Annotated in this window: 10 protein-coding genes; 6 read left to right on the forward strand and 4 right to left on the reverse strand. The window is 34.5% G+C overall.

The window, feature by feature from the left end; genetic code table 11:
- Positions 1-46 precede the first annotated feature (46 nt).
- Both AST99_RS14225 and AST99_RS14230 read left to right on the forward strand, forming a co-directional pair.
- On the forward strand, positions 47-1,057 hold the full coding sequence (locus AST99_RS14225) for a dipeptide epimerase (RefSeq protein WP_057782797.1): 1,011 nt from the start codon (positions 47-49) through the stop codon (positions 1,055-1,057).
- 6 nt (positions 1,058-1,063) lie between these two features.
- Positions 1,064-2,083, forward strand: coding sequence for an aminotransferase class I/II-fold pyridoxal phosphate-dependent enzyme (locus tag AST99_RS14230; RefSeq protein ID WP_057782799.1), 1,020 nt, complete (start codon positions 1,064-1,066; stop codon positions 2,081-2,083).
- A 64-nt stretch (positions 2,084-2,147) separates the two neighbouring features.
- Here AST99_RS14230 and AST99_RS14235 read toward each other — a convergent pair whose 3' ends face one another.
- Complete coding sequence (locus AST99_RS14235) at positions 2,148-3,626, reverse strand: SusD/RagB family nutrient-binding outer membrane lipoprotein (RefSeq protein WP_232301632.1); 1,479 nt, start codon at positions 3,624-3,626, stop codon at positions 2,148-2,150.
- Positions 3,627-3,638: 12 nt separating this feature from the next.
- A complete protein-coding gene (locus tag AST99_RS14240) occupies positions 3,639-6,776 on the reverse strand; it encodes a SusC/RagA family TonB-linked outer membrane protein (protein ID WP_057782801.1) in 3,138 nt (1,045 codons plus the stop codon).
- A 421-nt stretch (positions 6,777-7,197) separates the two neighbouring features.
- On the opposite strand from AST99_RS14240, the gene AST99_RS14245 reads away from it, so the two are divergent.
- Positions 7,198-8,496: a D-alanyl-D-alanine carboxypeptidase gene (locus tag AST99_RS14245; protein ID WP_157486412.1), complete on the forward strand. Its 1,299-nt coding sequence runs from the start codon at positions 7,198-7,200 to the stop codon at positions 8,494-8,496.
- On the opposite strand, the gene AST99_RS14250 is transcribed toward AST99_RS14245, so the two are convergent.
- Both AST99_RS14250 and AST99_RS14255 read right to left on the reverse strand, forming a co-directional pair.
- Positions 8,493-9,959 carry a M14 family metallopeptidase gene (locus AST99_RS14250; protein ID WP_083495703.1) on the reverse strand — a complete coding sequence of 489 codons (1,467 nt, stop codon included), beginning with the start codon at positions 9,957-9,959 and terminating at the stop codon, positions 8,493-8,495. The two genes, AST99_RS14245 and AST99_RS14250, sit on opposite strands and share 4 nt — an antisense overlap.
- Before the next feature lie 10 nt (positions 9,960-9,969).
- The gene (locus tag AST99_RS14255) at positions 9,970-10,641 is read right to left on the reverse strand and encodes a peptidoglycan recognition protein family protein (RefSeq protein ID WP_198151526.1); all 672 of its coding nucleotides are present in this window, start codon (positions 10,639-10,641) and stop codon (positions 9,970-9,972) included.
- Between the two features lie 244 nt (positions 10,642-10,885).
- Here AST99_RS14255 and AST99_RS14260 point away from each other — a divergent pair, with 244 nt between their 5' ends.
- The 3 genes from AST99_RS14260 (at position 10,886) to AST99_RS14270 (ending at position 18,337) form a co-directional block, all read left to right on the forward strand.
- Entirely contained in the window at positions 10,886-12,001 is a 1,116-nt protein-coding gene (locus AST99_RS14260) for a DUF2914 domain-containing protein (RefSeq protein WP_057782809.1), read from the forward strand.
- A 434-nt stretch (positions 12,002-12,435) separates the two neighbouring features.
- A complete protein-coding gene (locus AST99_RS14265; RefSeq protein ID WP_057783081.1) occupies positions 12,436-15,768 on the forward strand; it encodes a transglutaminase family protein in 3,333 nt (1,110 codons plus the stop codon).
- A gap of 7 nt (positions 15,769-15,775) precedes the next feature.
- Positions 15,776-18,337 (forward strand): circularly permuted type 2 ATP-grasp protein, encoded by a 2,562-nt coding sequence (locus AST99_RS14270; protein ID WP_057782811.1) that lies wholly within the window; start codon positions 15,776-15,778, stop codon positions 18,335-18,337.
- The last annotated feature ends 2 nt before the right edge of the window (positions 18,338-18,339 follow it).

An 18,339-nucleotide genomic window follows, 5' to 3' on the forward strand; every position in this document is an offset into this window, starting at 1 on the left:
ATAAAAACGGATTATTCCGTATTTTTGAGTCACAACTCCTTAGTATATGAAACTTATTTTAAAAGACTACATTCTAGATTTAAAACATACGTTTACCATTTCTCGAGAATCTATAGATGTACAACCTAGTTTAATTGTGGTTTTAGAAGACGATGGCTTTCGCGGTCATGGTGAAGCCACCTCTAACCCATACTACAATATTACAGTGCCAATAATGATGGCCGAGCTCTCTAAAGTTAGAAGCATTATTGAAACGACTATAGATGAAACACCTGAAGTGTTTTATGCTAAAATGTATCCGCTTTTAAAACACAATATGTTTGCACTTTGCGCATTAGACCTTGCTTACAACGACTTATACGCTAGGAAACAACATAAAAAACTGTATGAACTTTGGGGTTACGATATTTCTAACAATCCCTTAACCGATTACACTATAGGAATTGATACTGTTGAAAAAATGGTATCTAAAATGAAGGAGTTACCGTGGCCGATTTACAAAATTAAATTAGGCACTAATGAAGACATTAAAATTGTTACCGAATTACGAAAACACACAGATGCCGTATTTAGAATTGATGCGAATTGTGGTTGGACGGTCGATGAAACATTAAAAAATGCTATTGCTTTAAAAGCACTAGGCGTTGAATTTCTTGAACAACCTTTAAAAGCCGACAATTGGGACGGGCATAAAAAAGTATATCAAGACTCTGTTTTACCTGTAATTGCAGACGAAAGTTGCCAGGTCTCTGCAGATATTGCAAAATGCCACAACCATTTTCATGGTGTAAATGTTAAACTTGTAAAATGTGGCGGCTTAACTCCTGCCCGAACTATGCTTACCGAAGCACGATCTTTAGGTATGAAAACCATGGTGGGTTGCATGACAGAATCTTCTGTAGGTATTTCAGCAATAGCCCATTTACTACCATTATTAGATTATGTAGATATGGATGGTGCTATATTATTGGCTAGAGATATTGCAACAGGTATTACTATAGATAATGGAGTAACACACTATAGCGACTTAAACGGGACTGGAGTCACTTTACTATAACAATATATGGAAGTTAATAAAGCACCCAACGATAAAATATCCTTAATGCATAAAAGTGTTTCCTATTTTGGAGGCACTTCTTATTTAGGGCTTGCTACACTTCCAGCATTTCAAGACCAAGTAATTCAAGGTATTAAAAAATGGGGAACGGCTTACGGTAGTTCTAGGCATGCCAATGTAAAACTGAGTATATTTAAAGCAGCTGAGCACTTATTAGCTTCTCAACTAAACACAGAAGCCTGTGTTACTGTCTCTTCCGGCATGTTAGCTGGCAAACTAATTTTAGATTATTTAGCACAATCGCATACACGTTTTTATCATTATCCAAATACACATCCGGCCATATTAGCACCCAACAGTTTACCTCTATATATTGAAAACGGATTACACCCCGCATTACTAACAGAAACTGTTGAAGATATTGTAATCTGTACAGATGCGATACCTACAGCTCATGTACAAAGTATTGACTTTCGTTTTATCAATAATATTCCGAAGCAAAAACACCTAACTTTAGTTGTAGATGAATCGCATAGTATTGGCATTACTGGAGACTCTGGAATGGGAATTTTTAGTAAAATACCAACCACACATCTGTCTCAAAAAATTTTAGTGGGTTCTTTAGGAAAAGCTATGGGCTTACCTGGCGGAATTATTGCTGGAGATTCTAATACGATTGAAAACATAAAAAACACGGTTATGTTTTCCACGGCTTCAGGAATGAGTCCTGCGTATTTAGAAGCTTACCTTCAATCGGGAGCCATTTATAAGCAACAACAAGATAAACTTAAAGCTAATTTAGATTACTTTTTTGATGGACTACAATTAGATGATGCTTTTGTGTACAACACAAATTATCCAAATATTTATAATTTCAACCGTGAGTTTTACGAAGCCTTATTGAATAAAAACATCGTTATCACTCATTTTAATTATCCCACACCTCAAGATGTTTTAAGTCGGATTGTTCTATCTGCCAATCATACAAAAGCAGACATAGACTTCTTAAAGCGAGCCCTTAAATAAAGGCATAAAAAAAGCGTTTTCAACTTAATGAAAACGCTTTTTTATTAACACACTTAAAAATTAATTATTCATCCCACCACACTGGTGTTACTGGTGTCACTTTATTCGCTGCGACAACATCTGGATTTGTAAATTCTTCGGTTGTTGGGTACGTTGCTCGTCTAAACCACTCGCCAGCATAATCACCATCAGAATCTTCTTCTTCTCTTATGGATAAGCCTTTAAATACATCATCTGAAAAATCGTAACGTCTAAAATCTACAAACGTTTCTGGGTTTAAGAAATTATGAATGTATTTCTCTTTCATGATGTGTTGTAACATTAATCCTGATTCGCCTACAGCAATTGCGCCGTCTGCTAAATAGTCGGTACCGTCTACATCATACTTAGAGAGACTTGCTTCTACTCCTGCTAAATACGCTTCGTAAGCCACTGCACTTGATCCAACACTTGTTGTAGATCCTCCATTTGCTAAAAATGCAGCTTCAGCTTTTATAAACTGTGCCTCTGCATAACTTATAAGTAATAAAGGTGAATCTATACTCGTGTAATACCCATCTGCAGCAAAACCAGTATTACCTGAAGTACCGTCTGGCGCTAATCCGCCACCACCACTTACATAACCTTTCCACTCGTCTTCACCACCATTATCGCCAAATACGGGTAAACGTGGATCTATTGTTAACGCATCACTTTCGAAAGGAAAATAATCACCATTCATAGAACTCACTAACTGACTAGCCAAATCGTTATGATAATTCCCTGTACTTTTGGCTACAACTTCAATAGAATACCAAGGGTTTTGATCTTCATCATCGTAAAACATTTGAAAATCATCATCGTTAGACACGAATCCATTTTCTATAGTAGATAGAACTTCACTCGCAGAAACAGTTCCTTTTTGAACCAAATGCAGTTGATAACGTGCTTTTAAGGTATAAGCTGCTCTTAACCATTTATCTGTATCTCCTGCATAAATTAAATCATCTGTTCCTAAATACGTTCCAGAATCGTCTGTTTGTTGCAATTGTGCTATTGCCGTATCTAAAAGCGTAAAGATTTCAGTATAAATACTCTCTTGAGTATCGAAATCTGGAAATAAATTATCTTGACCATTTGTGGCTTCTGTATACGGAATATTATTCCATGTATCTGTAGCAACTCCTAGATTAACAGCTGTTAAAATATCGGCTACAGCACTATAATGAATTGCTCCTATTTCATCTGCCTTCTCTTTAATGGTTTCTACATTTGGTAGGGTGTATAAATACACGCTAGACCATAAACCAGAGGCTGTTGTTTCTCCTGAAGCTACACCGCCTTCTCCAACAAAATATTGTGTATAATTACCAAAAGATTGCTCGGCAGAATATTGTCCTGCTAAAGCTCTGTACATGACAGGTGCCATTAGATCACTAACTCTTAGCTCTTCCTCTTCTGCGGTACCTGATGGTGTGTTCACATCAAAATAATTATCACTACAGGCAGAAAGTCCAACTAAAAGCAGTCCTAACATTCCTGTTTTTATTATAAACTTTTTCATCATTTTCATCTTTTAAAATCCTAAATTAATTCCCATTGAAAAACTCTCACTAAGCGGAGTCCCTAAACCTGTAAATCCATAGACATTACTTCCAGCACTGTACTGGTTACCTTCTGGATCGTAACTCTCGTAAGGCGTCCATAATAAGATGTTATGTGCACTTACTGAAAACCCGATACGTTCCATTTTTAATTTCTGTAATAAATCGCCTTTAACATTATAAGTTAAACCAATATTACGAAGCTTTACCCATGAGGCATCTTGAACTAATATCTCTGCTGCACGGTTATAGTTATTACTAGCTCTATAGTAATCTTGATCGATATAAGCCTCTGTTGTGTTGGTTACAAACCCTCCAGCGCCATCGTCCATAACTCCATCCATAACCATAGTTTGATCTCTGAATTCAGTTTCAACTAGAATACCATTTCTTAGACTGTTACGTCTACCTGCATCATATAAATCTCCGCCTTCTTTCCATTCTACTAAGAAATTAAATCCGAAACCTTTATATGTAAAATTACTTCCTAAAGATGTCGTAAAGTCTGGGAATGCATTCCCTACTTTTACACGTTCATCTAAATTAATTTCTGGAATTCCATCTTCGTTTATATACCGTTCTCCATCAACATAAGTCCATTTATAACCATACATATCTCCCATTTTATCACCTTCACGAATTTCTGAAGTTACCCCTGCAAAACCTGAATCTGCAAATATTAACGACTCTATATCATCTGGTAAATCCAATACTTTTCCTTCGTTAGTAGACCAGTTAAACACCAGTTCCCATTTAAGATCCTTACTTCTAATGACGTCGTAGGCAATTAATAATTCGTGTCCGAAGGATTCAAAATCTCCTGCATTTCTTACAATACCCGACAATCCTGTTGAATAAGCCGCATCAACTGTAAAAATTTGATCTTTAACACGTGTTTTGTAGTATGCATAATCTAAACGAATACGGTTTTTAAAAAAACGCAAGTCTACCCCAACCTCGTAAGATTGGTTACGTTCTGGAATCATATTTGTGTCACCTAAAAGTGTACTAGATCTGTATCCTCCAGCTCCTCCGAAAGGGAAATTCCCGTCAGACACAAAATAGTGCCCTACTTGTCCAAATAAAGGGCCTTTACCCACTTCTGCCCAAGATGCTCTTAATTTACCAAAACTAAACACGTCTGTATCTTTAACTATTAAATCGTGAATATCGTAAGCTAAACTTACAGAAGGATAAAAGAAAGATCTGTTTTCTTCTGGTAATGTAGATACCCAGTCGTTTCGACCAGTAAAAGTTAAGAATAATTTGTTTTTATAATCCATTTTTAACTCACCAAAAACACCTACGTTACGCAATTGCGTGATTGTTTTTCCTGCAAACATATTAATAGTATTAGAAATGTCGTTAATTCCAGGCACATTAAGTGTTTCTCCACGCTGCCAAGTGTAATCTCTTTTTGTATCTGAAATTTGATTTCCTACGGTAAGTGTTGTTTTAAAATCGTCGCTCCACTCTTTTTCCATAGCGACTAAGAAATTAGATTCTAAACCTGTAAAATTAATATTCTGATTAACAATAAATCCACCAACTGCTGCTCCTGCATCTAAATCTGCAGCCACAAAACGGTTTCTTTGGTCTGAATAATTATCTACTTGTGCTGCATAGGTAACTGTCATCCAATCTAAAGGTGTCCAGCTAAATGTTGCATTTCCTACCCAACGATTCACATCGTCTAATAAAGGACTTGTTTCTAATAAATATCTTGGATTATCGATAACTCCGAAAGAGTAATTACGTTGTGTACCATCTGCATTGATATAATCATTAATTGGGAATGTAGCAGAATAATAAGACAGTGAACTAAATACAGATTTATCTCCACCATTACCTCTGGCACCTCCAGCATTGGTATACGCAATAGAAGTATTCACATTAAAATTGTCTGTAACTTTATACCCTCCTTTAAACCTAAAGGTTGTTTTATCGTAATATGTATTTGGTAACACACCTTCTTCACTATCGTTTCCGGCAGAGAAGAAATAATCTATTTTTTCTGTAGCACCACTAATACTAAAATTAAGCTGTGTATTAACTCCTGTTCTGAATAAATCGTACGGATCGTAAAATTTGTCGCCAGTTAAATCTACTACAGTACCATCATCTAAAGTATAAAAATCGTCACTATATTTTGGCCCCCAAGAATAGAATGATGTTCCGCCTAATCTTGTAAATCCGCTATCTGTTTCTGGTGTATACAAAGTTCTTGGAGCACCACTATAACCTTCTCTATATGTTTTTTGTAAATCTGGAGTTGTACGAATTTGTCTAAACGTAGTAGACGCGCTCATGTTTATTTTAGCTTTACCTAATTTTCCTCTTTTAGTCGTAATTACAATTGCACCATTTGCAGCTCTTACACCATACAAGGCTGTTGCCGCTGCTCCTTTTAATACGTTATAACTTTCTATATCCTCCGGGTTAATATCTGTAGCTCTGTTAGAGAATGAAAATTGCTCTGAACTACTTGGAGAGTTTGAACCTGTACTTGGTAGTACATCTCCAGAAAAGGTATCGTTGTTAAGCGCTAATCCATCTACAATAATTAGAGGTTGGTTATCTCTATCTGGGTTTACCGAAGTGACCCCACGAATTAAAATGTCTACACCACCACCTGAAGATCCAGAGGTTTGGCTAATTTGTAATCCAGCCACACGTCCTTGCAACGCTGCTACAGCATTAGATTGTCCTGCTAAATCTAAATCTGAGGTTTCAACCTTGGACACGGAATATCCGACTTCCCTTGCAGATTTCTCTATCCCGAAAGCGGTGACTAAAACTTCATTTAAGGCTTCACCTTCACTCATAACCATAGTTACATTTAAAGTTGCGCCTTCTACACTCATTTCGACTTTTTCATATCCTAAGAATGAAAAAATTAAAACATCCCCTGAATTAGCCTTGAGCGCATAATTTCCATCGAAATCTGTTGAGGTTCCAGAAGCCGTTCCTTTTAACAGAATGTTTACACCCGGTAAAGGCATACCATTATCATCTTTTACAGTTCCTTTTACGTCAATGTTCTGAGCAAATAGCATTGAAAACATAGAAGTAAAAAAGACAATAAAAGAAAGTACATGTGTTTTTCTCATATTTTAAGTTGGTTTTAATATTATGTTAATTTAACATAAAATATATAAACCTCACCCACAACAAGTACTGAATTCTAATTGAAAGCTTCATTTCTGAGCATTTATCAAAAAGCATTGAGTAAAAATAGCGATACATTAGACGGCTGACTTTTGAGAAGTAAATAATTGCTATTTTGACAAAAAGACAATCTAAAACACTGTTTTACAACAGACAAAAAAACATTACCTTTTATAAAAAAAGCATCATTTACCATAAGAAGAGCAAGCTAAAACGTCAATTATTAAGAAACAACCGCAAAAAAACTGCAAAAAGCGTACTCCTATTTTTTAGACCGTTTAAGACCTATGAAAATTTAGTACATTTATAATTCTGAAGGAATTTATCAGAATTTTATTGTCCCTATTTTAAAACCTTAGTTATATGCATTGCATTTCTATTTTCAACTTAAAAACGGTTATGTATAAAATCGTTAGCCTATTAATACTATCTACAATTGCTTTAAGTTGTAAATCTGCAAAAATATCTAAAACCATTACTAAAACAGTTTCTAGTAATTTTTACGACAATCAGTTTACAGGTATCATGATTATAGATCCGGAGACAGCAGATACTGTTTACCAGTACCAAGCAGAAAAGTATTTTATTCCGGCTAGCAACACCAAAATCGCGACTTTGTTTAGTGCATTAACATTATTAAAAGATAGTGTTCCTGCATTTTACTATCAGAAAAAAGCAGATACTTTAGTAATACAAGGCATAGGTAATCCAACATTTTTACATCCGTATTTTAAAGATAGTACAGCGTTAAGATGGGCTAAAAACTATAAGCATGTGAAAATTATAGAATCCTCATTTGCAGACGATAAATTTGGACCAGGCTGGGCTTGGGAAGATTACGACACTTACTATAGTCCAGAACGTACCGCTTTTCCCATGTATGGAAATGTAGCGAGCATCTCTAACAGCAGTCAACTAGAAGTCAGCCCAAAATATTTTAAAGACAGCGTTTTTCAAAAAACAAAAAAAATAAGTAGAGCTTACAATACCAATATTTTTTATTACGATACAACCAAAACACGAGCAGTAGAAATTCCCATTGTGTTTGATAGTCTAACCTCTCAAAACCTTTGGAAACATATACTTCCTGGAAAGATAAGTTTTTCTAAATCTAGATTTACAGAAGAACCTAATATAGCATACAGCATACCGTCTGATTCCTTATATAAACGTATGATGTACGAAAGCGATAATTTTCTTGCAGAACAAATGCTTATTATGGCGTCTAGTAACATTACAGATACTTTAAACACTGCCTTAGTTAGGAATTATATGCTAGATAATTATTTAACTGATTTAAAACAAAAACCACGCTGGGTAGATGGGTCCGGATTGAGCAGATATAATTTATTTTCGCCATTATCTTTTGTGCAAATACTATCAAAATTATATGCTACAATTCCGCGTGAACGCTTGTTAAACTTCTTTCCCGTAGGCGGAGGATCTGGTACATTAAAAAGTTGGTACGGCGGAAATCCAGAACCTTATATTTATGCTAAATCTGGAACCGTAGGAAACAATTATTGTTTAAGCGGATTTTTGTTAACTAAATCTGGAAAAATACTAATTTTTAGTTTTATGAATAACCATTATAAAACACCTACAGCAGAGAATAAAACACGAATGCAACAGATTTTTGAATATGTAAGAGACACCTATTAATCTTTAAAAATTAAGGCATTTTTAAAAACCCTATTCTCTTCATTTAAATTAATTAGAAACCCGTTTACAACAGCATAGTGTACTACATTATCCTTTTGTAATAAAAAAGAAGGATTAACACCAACACCTAAGTTAAACTCCGGTAGCTTATAATTTTCATTAACAATATTAATTGGCAATGCAGTAAATTTCTCTAAATCTTCTAAGTCTAAAACACGCACATACGTATACCCCTGTTGTAACAATTTGGTAATGGTTTTAGATTTTAAATCGGCTACTGTTTTAAAGACTTTGGTATATATTTTTCCAGGTATAAGCGTGTATCCTTTTGCATTAAAAGTATCGAACCCATAATAAGTGCTTAAATCGCCCTGATCTATAATTCGTCCAACATTGTAATAGTCTGCATGTTCCTTAATATCGGTTTCTGTATAATTAATACCTAAGTCTAAAACATATGGTGTTCCATGTAAATTATAGGTCAATTCGGTTAATTTTAAGTCGAATAACTTTCTATCATTCTTAGGGATTTTTTCATAATCTGCTATATCTATTTGTTTATACTCTCTATTGGCAATAACATATATTGCAGAAAGAATAGACACGTAATTCAGTTTTCTAATTTCTTGTTTCTCTTGGTCGTTTTTATAACCTCCAGATTCAATTAAAATGGCACTTGTTCCCCATTTCTGAATATTATCACCAAAAGCTCGTGGCTCAAAATCGTCATTATATCTACCCACTTGTCCAGGCGCATATTGCTGAATTATAGTATTCATATATACAATCACTTTCATTGCATTGCCTCTCACGTCATTAACCTCCTTTTCATAATTGTAAGCTGGTGCTAAATAAGATATTGTTGCGGGTTTACTTGTGCGTTCTGCATTGTAATACCGACTCTGATCGTGTAAATTAAACCCGAAGTCGGCATTTAAACTATCGCGTACACGTTTTAAAATTTGTCCTTCTGGAGATTGCAATCTCAAAGCATCGCGATTAATATCGATACCCAAAGCATTTCGTCTTTGAAACACCTCTGCCCCATCTGGGTTTAACATGGGTAAAAAATGTAAGGTCAATGCGCTTAATATAGCCTCTTTTTCGTCTTTAAAGTGATTTCCGTTTAAAAAATTGAAAATGTCAAATATCGCTTGTGTCGCTGTCGTTTCATCGCCATGCATTTGCGACCACAAAAACACATTTACAGGACCGCTACCAACACTTATTAAATTTATATCTCGACCTTCTATAGATGTACCGACTCTTTTAACGGTATATACATCATCAGATTTTAGGGTTTCAATAAACGGTTGAATATCGCTATGTTTTAACCGACGTGTAGTAAACTCTTGAACTTTATAATCATCGTAACCCTTATAAAGTTGAGATGTAAACGTTACGTTTTGTGCACAAACAGACAAGCTTAAAAGTAAAATAATGCTGTGTAAAATATATTTCATATGATTCATTTTATGGTGTTGGAGTGTCTTTAAATCCGCATTTCAAAGTCCCTAATTGAACAGCCTCTACAAACGATTGTCCTGGATCTGTTTTTTCGGTTCTATAGCCTTGATCTTTTTCTAACCAAAGCGGATGATTTTCAAAATTGGTATATTCATAATGACCAATAAGATAATCGATAGGATATTTTTTACTCAAATACTTCACCAATTTAATATTTGCTTTCACCTGAAGCTCTGTTAAAGGCAAATCTGCAGTTCCTCCTACATTTTCAATCCCAATTGCACAGTGATTTAAACCAATAACATGGCGAGCCATTGTGGTTTCTGGCATTAATCTATATATCGTACCATCTTGATCTACCAAAAATTGAGAAGACACATTTAAAGGACTAGCTCCTGTAATCTCTTTTCTATAATTTGGTAATATTGGGTCTTTAAACACCTGATAGGTTTTTTCTAAAGTCGGCACAACGGTCCAGTGTAACACTATCATTTTTGGGACTATTTCAGGTGTGGTTTGTTCCAATCCGTAATGTCTTTTGAGGTAATCAATGGTTAATACTTTGCGTTCCTCATTAAAAACAATCGGCTTATCTATTATTTGCTTTTCCACACCACAAGAGACTAAAAAAAGCGATAAAACAGCAATTTTAAGTCCATTTATTGAAGATATACTCATAAACATGAAGGTTTTACACTAAAAAAAATGTTATAAAATATTATAAGGCAAATAGCTTAAACTAAAAATACAACTTATAAAGAGACCACAACCTAGACATAAGTCTTTTTTTAAGTTGATAACGGATTAAGAAAATAAAATTCTATAGTTTTGAACAAAGAAAATCTAGACGTATTTTTAATAGATAATAATCATTTCCAATAGGCTTATAAGCGCTTATTTTTTGCTTTATTTAATACTTAATATGAAACAGAAATTAATTAATTTTAAGCAAAGTGGCTTACATAGGTTTATACTTAAACATCAAAAATATGCACCAATATTATTTTTTATTGGTGGTTTTATTTTCGACACTCTCACACTTGGTAGAATAGATAGATTGTATGACTTGGTTGTATTATGCTTACATATGACGTCCTTAAGCATAACCTTGTTTTTATATAATTTATCTGATGATGGCGCTTGGAAAAACACCTTTTTAGATCGCTTTAAAGACTATTTCCCTCTAGCTATACAGTTTTTCTTTGGTGGTCTTTCTAGTGCTTATGTTATCTATTTTTCTAGAAGTGTGTCTTTATCTAAAACAGCTAGTTTTTTCGTGATTTTGGTGGCTCTGTTTTTAGCAAATGAATTCTTAAAAAAACGAATTTCGAACAAATATCTTCAGTTTAGTATTTACTTTTTTATAAGTTTTACGTTTTTCACCTTTATGATTCCGGTATTTGTTAAAGCAATGAACCCTACTATTTTCCTAATATCTGGCGCCATAAGCTTAACATGCACCTTGCTTTTAATTACTTTTATTTATGCCAAGAGTCCAAGTACACGCGAAGAAATTAAACTAGGTAAATTATTGTCCATAATACTAGCTATTTACGTCACTATAAATGGGTTTTATTATTTCAAACTAATTCCTCCTGTGCCATTAGCTTTACAAGTTGGTATTGTTGCACACGATGTTACAACTACAAAAGATGCCTATTTGGTTACCTACGAACGACAAGAAGATCTTATTTTTTGGAGAGATTATAATTCTAAATTTATACATCAACCCAACGAGCCAGTGTATGTGTTTTCTTCTGTTTTTGCACCAACAGCATTACAAAAATCTATTATTCACCGGTGGAAGTGGTATAATGAATCTATAAACGAATGGGTAACGGTAGACAATATTAGCTACAATATTACAGGCGGAAGAAACAATGGTTATCGTGGTTACACCTATAAAAACAATATTAAACCGGGGTTGTGGAGCGTAGAAGTTTTAACCGAAGAAGAATTACTTTTAGGCGTAATTGATTTTGAAATCATTACAGACAGTAATCTTACTCCCCAAAGGTTAACACAACATAAGTTTTAGAATTATTAATTCGCTTTAAAGACACAACACACAAATATTTGTAAATTAGATAATTAACACTTGTAAACATTCAGATTTGTAAGTTTGGTTTGTAAGTTGTTATTTTATTTCAGGTGAAAACAGCATCAAAAAAACGTCGTTTAAATCAGGGGTTAATCTCACAGCTTAGCATGGTTGTTCTGTTTTCATACTAGAATCAGACATACAGAATAATAGACTTAAAAATCTTATATTTTTAACACGATTTACAACATTAATTAAATTTAAAACAGCCTCTAAATAATATTTTATAAAAAACATGTCTAAAAATTACAAATACGTCATTTAACCATAATAATTTATAGACAATATATAATCTTTTATTTTTTTTTATCACTTCTATAAGGATTCGCATAAAAATCACTTAAATTGTAATGTCTTTAACTGAATTATTTATGGCATTAAAAATAGTAATATCACACAAAACAAAATACAAATACGATAGATTAGTATCGTTATCACCTCATATATTTAGGCTTCGTCCTGCTCCGCATAGCAGAACTCCAATTGAAGCTTATTCAATTAAAATAGAACCAGAGGAACAATTTTTCAATTGGCAACAAGACCCTTTTGGTAATTACATGGCTCGACTAATTTTTCCTGAAAAAACAAAAGAGTTATCTATTGAAGTTGAAATTATTGCGGATTTAAAAACCATTAATCCATTCGATTTCTTTGTTGAAGAAAGTGCTGAAGAATATCCGTTTACGTATAATGAAACGATAAAAAAAGAGCTTCAGCCCTATTTAGAAATCACAGAACGCGGAAAGCTTCTAGAAGATTTCTTAAAGACTATAGATACTACACCAAGAAAAACCATTTATTTTCTAATAGATATCAATCAGAAAATTTATGAGTATTTAAAATATAACATCCGTATGGATCCGGGTGTACAATCTTGCGAAGAAACCCTTGATCACAGAACAGGATCTTGTCGTGATTACGCATGGCTATTTGTACAAACTTTACGTCATTTAGGTTTTGGTGCTCGTTTTGTTTCTGGGTATTTAGTCCAATTAAAATCTGACGAAAAATCTTTAGACGGTCCTTCTGGTCCTGAAGAAGATTTTACAGACTTACATGCTTGGGCAGAGGTTTATCTTCCTGGTGCTGGTTGGATTGGTTTCGACGCGACTTCTGGATTATTGGCTGGAGAAGGCCATATTCCATTAGCTTGTACGCCATCTTTTGAGAGTGCAGCTCCAGTCTCGGGAATGTCTGATGTTTGTGAGACAGAATTCTTTTTTGAAAATTCTGTAAAGCGTATTTTCGAATCACCTCGTGTAACGAAACCCTACACGGAGGAACAATGGAAAGCCATTTACAAACTTGGATTTAAGGTTGAAAAAGAACTTGAAAAAGGCGATGTAAGATTAACAATGGGAGGCGAACCCACTTTTGTATCTATAGACGATATGGAGTCTGAAGAGTGGAACACTGCTGCCGATGGTCCACACAAACGTGAACTTGCAAAAAATTTAGCTGCTAAAATATACGACGAATACGATAACGGAAGTGTACTACATCAAGCGCAAGGAAAATGGTATCCTGGCGAACCTTTACCTCGTTGGCAAATTGAAATTTGCTGGAGAAAAGATGGTAAAAAAATATGGCAGAATAAAAATTTATTAGCCCTGTTTGCAAATAATACGGTGTTGCCAGAAGATGCGGATAAGCTGTTTTTAGAGACACTAACCAAATATCTAGACATTACTGCCAAACACATTATCCCAACTTACGAAGATGCGTTTTACTTTATTTGGGAAGAAGGTAAATTACCAATAGATATAGACCCTACTAAAGACGATAGTGCCTTATTAGTTAAAGACAAATTAAAACAAATATTAAACGACGGAAAATCTAAACCTGTAGGTTATGTTTTACCGCTTAACAATACATCAGATCAATGGTACACTAACAGTTGGCAGTTTAGACGTAACCACCTGTTTCTAATTCCAGGAAATTCACCAATCGGATTACGATTACCTTTAGATTCTTTAATTAGAAAACCTGACACGGGAGAATTCCCAACCTATCAGCCAGATAATTTTTCAACTAAGAAAAAATTACCGAGCTATAAAAACAAAGTGTTAAGACGCATTAGAAAAGTATATGCGGAAGGTTTAACTCCAGACGAATCTAATTATTTTATAAGAACAGCCATTTGTGCCGAAGTCAGAGACGATAAATTACACTTATTTTTACCGCCATTAGATTCTGCCGAAATCTTTTTAGATCTTATTTCTTCTATAGAATCTACAGCAAGAGAATTACAAATTCCTGTGGTATTAGAAGGTTATGATCCGCCTAAAGATAACAGATTAGAATCGCTTAAAATTACTCCAGACCCTGGTGTAATCGAAGTCAATGTTCAGCCTGCTAAAAACTGGGAGGAACTTACACATAACACGCTAACATTATACCGCCTTGCAAAAGAATCGCGTTTAGGTACAGAAAAATTCATGTTAGATGGTAAACACACTGGAACAGGTGGTGGAAACCATGTCACTTTAGGAGGTGTGTCTCCTGCAGATAGCCCATTATTACGTAAACCTAGTTTATTACGAAGTTTACTTACATTTTGGCAACATCACCCAGGATTGTCATACTTATTCTCCGGAGCTTTTATTGGAGCAACCAGTCAAGCGCCTCGTATAGACGAAGCGAGAATGGAAAATTTATACGAATTAGAAATCGCATTTAGTCAGATTCCTAAAGATGGCGAAGTGCCGTTTTGGTTAACAGACCGATTATTCCGTCATTTATTAACCGATTTAACAGGAAATACACACCGTGCAGAATTCTGCATTGATAAATTATATTCTCCAGATTCATCTTCTGGTCGATTAGGAATTTTAGAGCTACGTGCTTTTGATATGCCACCTCATCCTCAAATGAGTTTAATGCAAAACTTGTTGGTAAGAACATTAGTAGCTTGGTTCTGGAAAAAACCTTACGAACACAATTTAGTACGTTGGGGCACAGAATTACATGATAAGTTTTTAACAGAACACTATGTAAGAGAAGACATTAAAGATATAGTAGACCAACTAAATAAAGCTGGATATAAATTTCAAGAAGATTGGTTTAATCCGTTTTTCGAATTTAGATTTCCGCTTCACGGCATGGTAGAAATTAATAATATTAATTTAGAATTACGTGCTGCTATAGAGCCTTGGAACGTTTTAGGAGAAGAAATGACCGGCGGTGGAACTGCTAGATACGTAGATTCTTCTGTAGAACGTGTACAAGTTAAACTTTCTCATTTCACAGAAGAGAGATTTGTATTAACTTGCAACGGTGTTAAAGTAAATTTAAACAACACCGGTGTTAAAGGAGAATATGTTGCTAGTATTAGATACAAAGCTTGGAATCCACATTCCTCCTTACACCCAACAATAGATGTAGATACCCCTTTGGTTTTTGATATTATTGACACTTGGAACAAACGTTCTATTGGAGGTTGCACCTATTTTGTTGCACATCCAGGCGGACGATCTTATGAAACTTACCCTATTAATAGCTATGAAGCAGAATCTAGACGAATTAATCGTTTCTGGGACCAAGGCCATACACAAGGTGAAATTTTTGAGGTCGAAAAAATTGAACAAGACGATAATAATGCAAGTAGAAATGTTGAAACACATGAAGGCTCTAGAAAGTTTAAATACCTAGAACAACCTATTAATTTCGAATTTCCTTATACCTTAGATTTAAGAAAAAAATAGACGATTAATGCCGATTGACAAGAATATCCTTTTTGAAAATTATTTTTCAGACTTTAAGAATTACGACGAAGTTCTTAAATCCAATATGTCTGTAAATCCAAATTGGGAAAAATTATTAAATAATCTTACCCAAATGGGTAATGAAACCATGATCTCGAAACAAAACGAGATGGATTGGTTAATGGACGAGAACGGTGTAACCTATAATGTTTACAATGACCCTAAAGGGATGCACCGTTCTTGGCAACTAAATATTGTGCCGTTTCTTATTCACGAAAAAGAATGGGAAACTATAGATAGAGGCATGCAACAACGTTCGGAATTATTGAACCTAACGTTAAAAGACATATATGGTAAGCGAGAGCTTATAAAAAACGGAATTATCCCGTTAGAAGTTATTTATGCGCATCGTGGTTTTTTAAGACAATGCGATCAAATTCAATACAAAACAGCTAAGAATTTATTAATTCATTCAGCAGATTTGGCACGCGGGCCAGACGGTCGTATGTGGGTTGTAAACGACAGAACTCAAGCACCTTCAGGAATGGGTTATGCACTAGAAAACCGATATGCTACAAGTCGTATTTTACCTGATGTGTTTAACGATATTCATGTTAAACCGCCTACATCGTTCTTCTCGGACTTTAACAAAATGCTATTAGATGCTGCACCTCAGAACAAGGAGAACCCTAATATTGTTATTCTTACACCTGGACCATTAAACGAAACGTATTTCGAACATGCATATTTATCATCGTTCTTAGGCTATCCTTTAGTTGCTGGAAACGATTTAGTAGTAAGAGACGGTAAAGTTTGGATGAAGTCTTTAAAAGAACTTAAACAAGTAGATGTTATCTTAAGGCGTGTAGACGATGTGTTTATGGATCCTTTAGAGCTTCGTGAAGATTCCTATTTAGGTGTTGCTGGCTTACTAGATGTTGTTAGAGAACAACAGGTAACTATTGTAAACCCGATTGGAAGCGGAATTTTAGAAAACTCAGGACTAATCCCATTTATGAACGCCGTTTGTAAATACTTTTTTAAAGAAGATTTAATTCTTCCGCAAATAGGATCTTGGTGGTGCGGACAAAAAAAGGAACGTGATTATGTTCTAGAAAATCTAACTAATTTAGTTTTAAAACGTATAGATAAATCAAACAGAGAAAGTATTGTATTTTGCGAATTTTTAAAGAAAACAGAGCTCGAAAATCTAAAGAAAGAAATCATTGAGAATCCTTTTGTTTTTGTGGCTCAGGAAAAAATAATGTTTTCTACGGCACCAGATTTTGTAAAGGATAAATTAGAGCCACGCAAAGTTATGTGCAGAACTTTTTCTATCGCTAAAGATGACGGATATTCTGTGATGCCTGGCGGACTAGTTAGAGTTGCTGCAGAGCGTGAAGACTTATTTGTGTCTAATCATCGCGGTGGCGTAAGTAAAGATTTTTGGGTCGTTACAGACAAACCTCAAACTAATATTCAAAACTACTCTTGGGACAACAGCTTTAAAATTTCAATCTCTGGCATTAACGATTTGCCAAGTAATACTGCTGAAAATTTATATTGGTCTGGAAGATATTTAGGTCGTGCACTTGTAACTGCAAGATATTTACGCACGGTACTTAATAAGATGAGTAACGAACAATACAATAAACAAAAAGAACAATCCGAAAGCTTAGTGTGTTTATTAAAATCTATTACACACATAACATCCACTTTCCCTGGCTTTATTGGCGAAAAAGGAAAAGCAGCTTTAGATAATCCTTTAAAGGAAATCTTATCTATTCTTGTAGATTCTGATAGAGCTGGAAGTTTTGCACAAACACTTTCTAGTTTCAATAATTCCTATTACACCTTACGTAATTTATGGTCTAAAGACATGTGGCGCGTTTTTGATGGGATTCAGAAAAACTGGAAAATGTTTGTTGCTGAAGCCGATGAAAAAACAACAATCCAGTCCATGGTTAAAATACTAGATAAGATCATTACTAGACTTATCGCTTTTATGGGACTTATTGAAGAAAGCATATTGGTAGAACAAGGTTTACTCTTATATTTTATTGGTTTACAGACCGAACAGTCTATGATGAGTATTGCAAAGTGCCGATCACTTTTAGTTATAAGCTATAACGAACAGCCGCAATACGAAATTTTAGAAGCCCTACTTTCTAGTCATGAAAGTTTAAATATTTACAGATACAGTTACCGATCGCATTTAAGTACAGAGAATGTTATCGGATTAATTTTATTAGGTCAAGAATATCCAAAATCTTTAACCTATCAACTTAAAAGAATTCAAAAAGACATAGACAGATTACCACATCCGGAAGGCTTAGGAGAGACCACAGACTGTCAGAAATTTATAACTGAAGCACATACTATAATTCAGAATTTAAATTTAGAATCGTTATTAGAACTTAAAGAAGGCACCATTATCAGACAAAATTTAGATGATGCCCTAACCGTGTTAAGTGATTTGCTTCACGAAATGTCTTTAGCCATTTCAGACACCTATTTCAATCACTCTTATCAACAAAAACAATTGGTTAATCAAAATTTCGATTTATAATT

Source organism: Formosa algae (assembly GCF_001439665.1).
GTDB lineage: Bacteria > Bacteroidota > Bacteroidia > Flavobacteriales > Flavobacteriaceae > Formosa > Formosa algae.

What these genes read in the sequence shown, in the direction of transcription:
- AST99_RS14270 (WP_057782811.1), top strand. Translation starts at nt 15,776, where the DNA reads ATGCCGATTGACAAGAATATCCTTTTTGAAAATTATTTTTCAGACTTT.
- AST99_RS14245 (WP_157486412.1), top strand. Translation starts at nt 7,198, where the DNA reads ATGCATTGCATTTCTATTTTCAACTTAAAAACGGTTATGTATAAAATC.
- AST99_RS14230 (WP_057782799.1), top strand. Translation starts at nt 1,064, where the DNA reads ATGGAAGTTAATAAAGCACCCAACGATAAAATATCCTTAATGCATAAA.
- AST99_RS14240 (WP_057782801.1), bottom strand. Translation starts at nt 6,776, where the DNA reads ATGAGAAAAACACATGTACTTTCTTTTATTGTCTTTTTTACTTCTATG.
- AST99_RS14255 (WP_198151526.1), bottom strand. Translation starts at nt 10,641, where the DNA reads ATGAGTATATCTTCAATAAATGGACTTAAAATTGCTGTTTTATCGCTT.
- AST99_RS14250 (WP_083495703.1), bottom strand. Translation starts at nt 9,959, where the DNA reads ATGAAATATATTTTACACAGCATTATTTTACTTTTAAGCTTGTCTGTT.
- AST99_RS14260 (WP_057782809.1), top strand. Translation starts at nt 10,886, where the DNA reads ATGAAACAGAAATTAATTAATTTTAAGCAAAGTGGCTTACATAGGTTT.
- AST99_RS14225 (WP_057782797.1), top strand. Translation starts at nt 47, where the DNA reads ATGAAACTTATTTTAAAAGACTACATTCTAGATTTAAAACATACGTTT.
- AST99_RS14265 (WP_057783081.1), top strand. Translation starts at nt 12,436, where the DNA reads ATGGCATTAAAAATAGTAATATCACACAAAACAAAATACAAATACGAT.
- AST99_RS14235 (WP_232301632.1), bottom strand. Translation starts at nt 3,626, where the DNA reads ATGAAAAAGTTTATAATAAAAACAGGAATGTTAGGACTGCTTTTAGTT.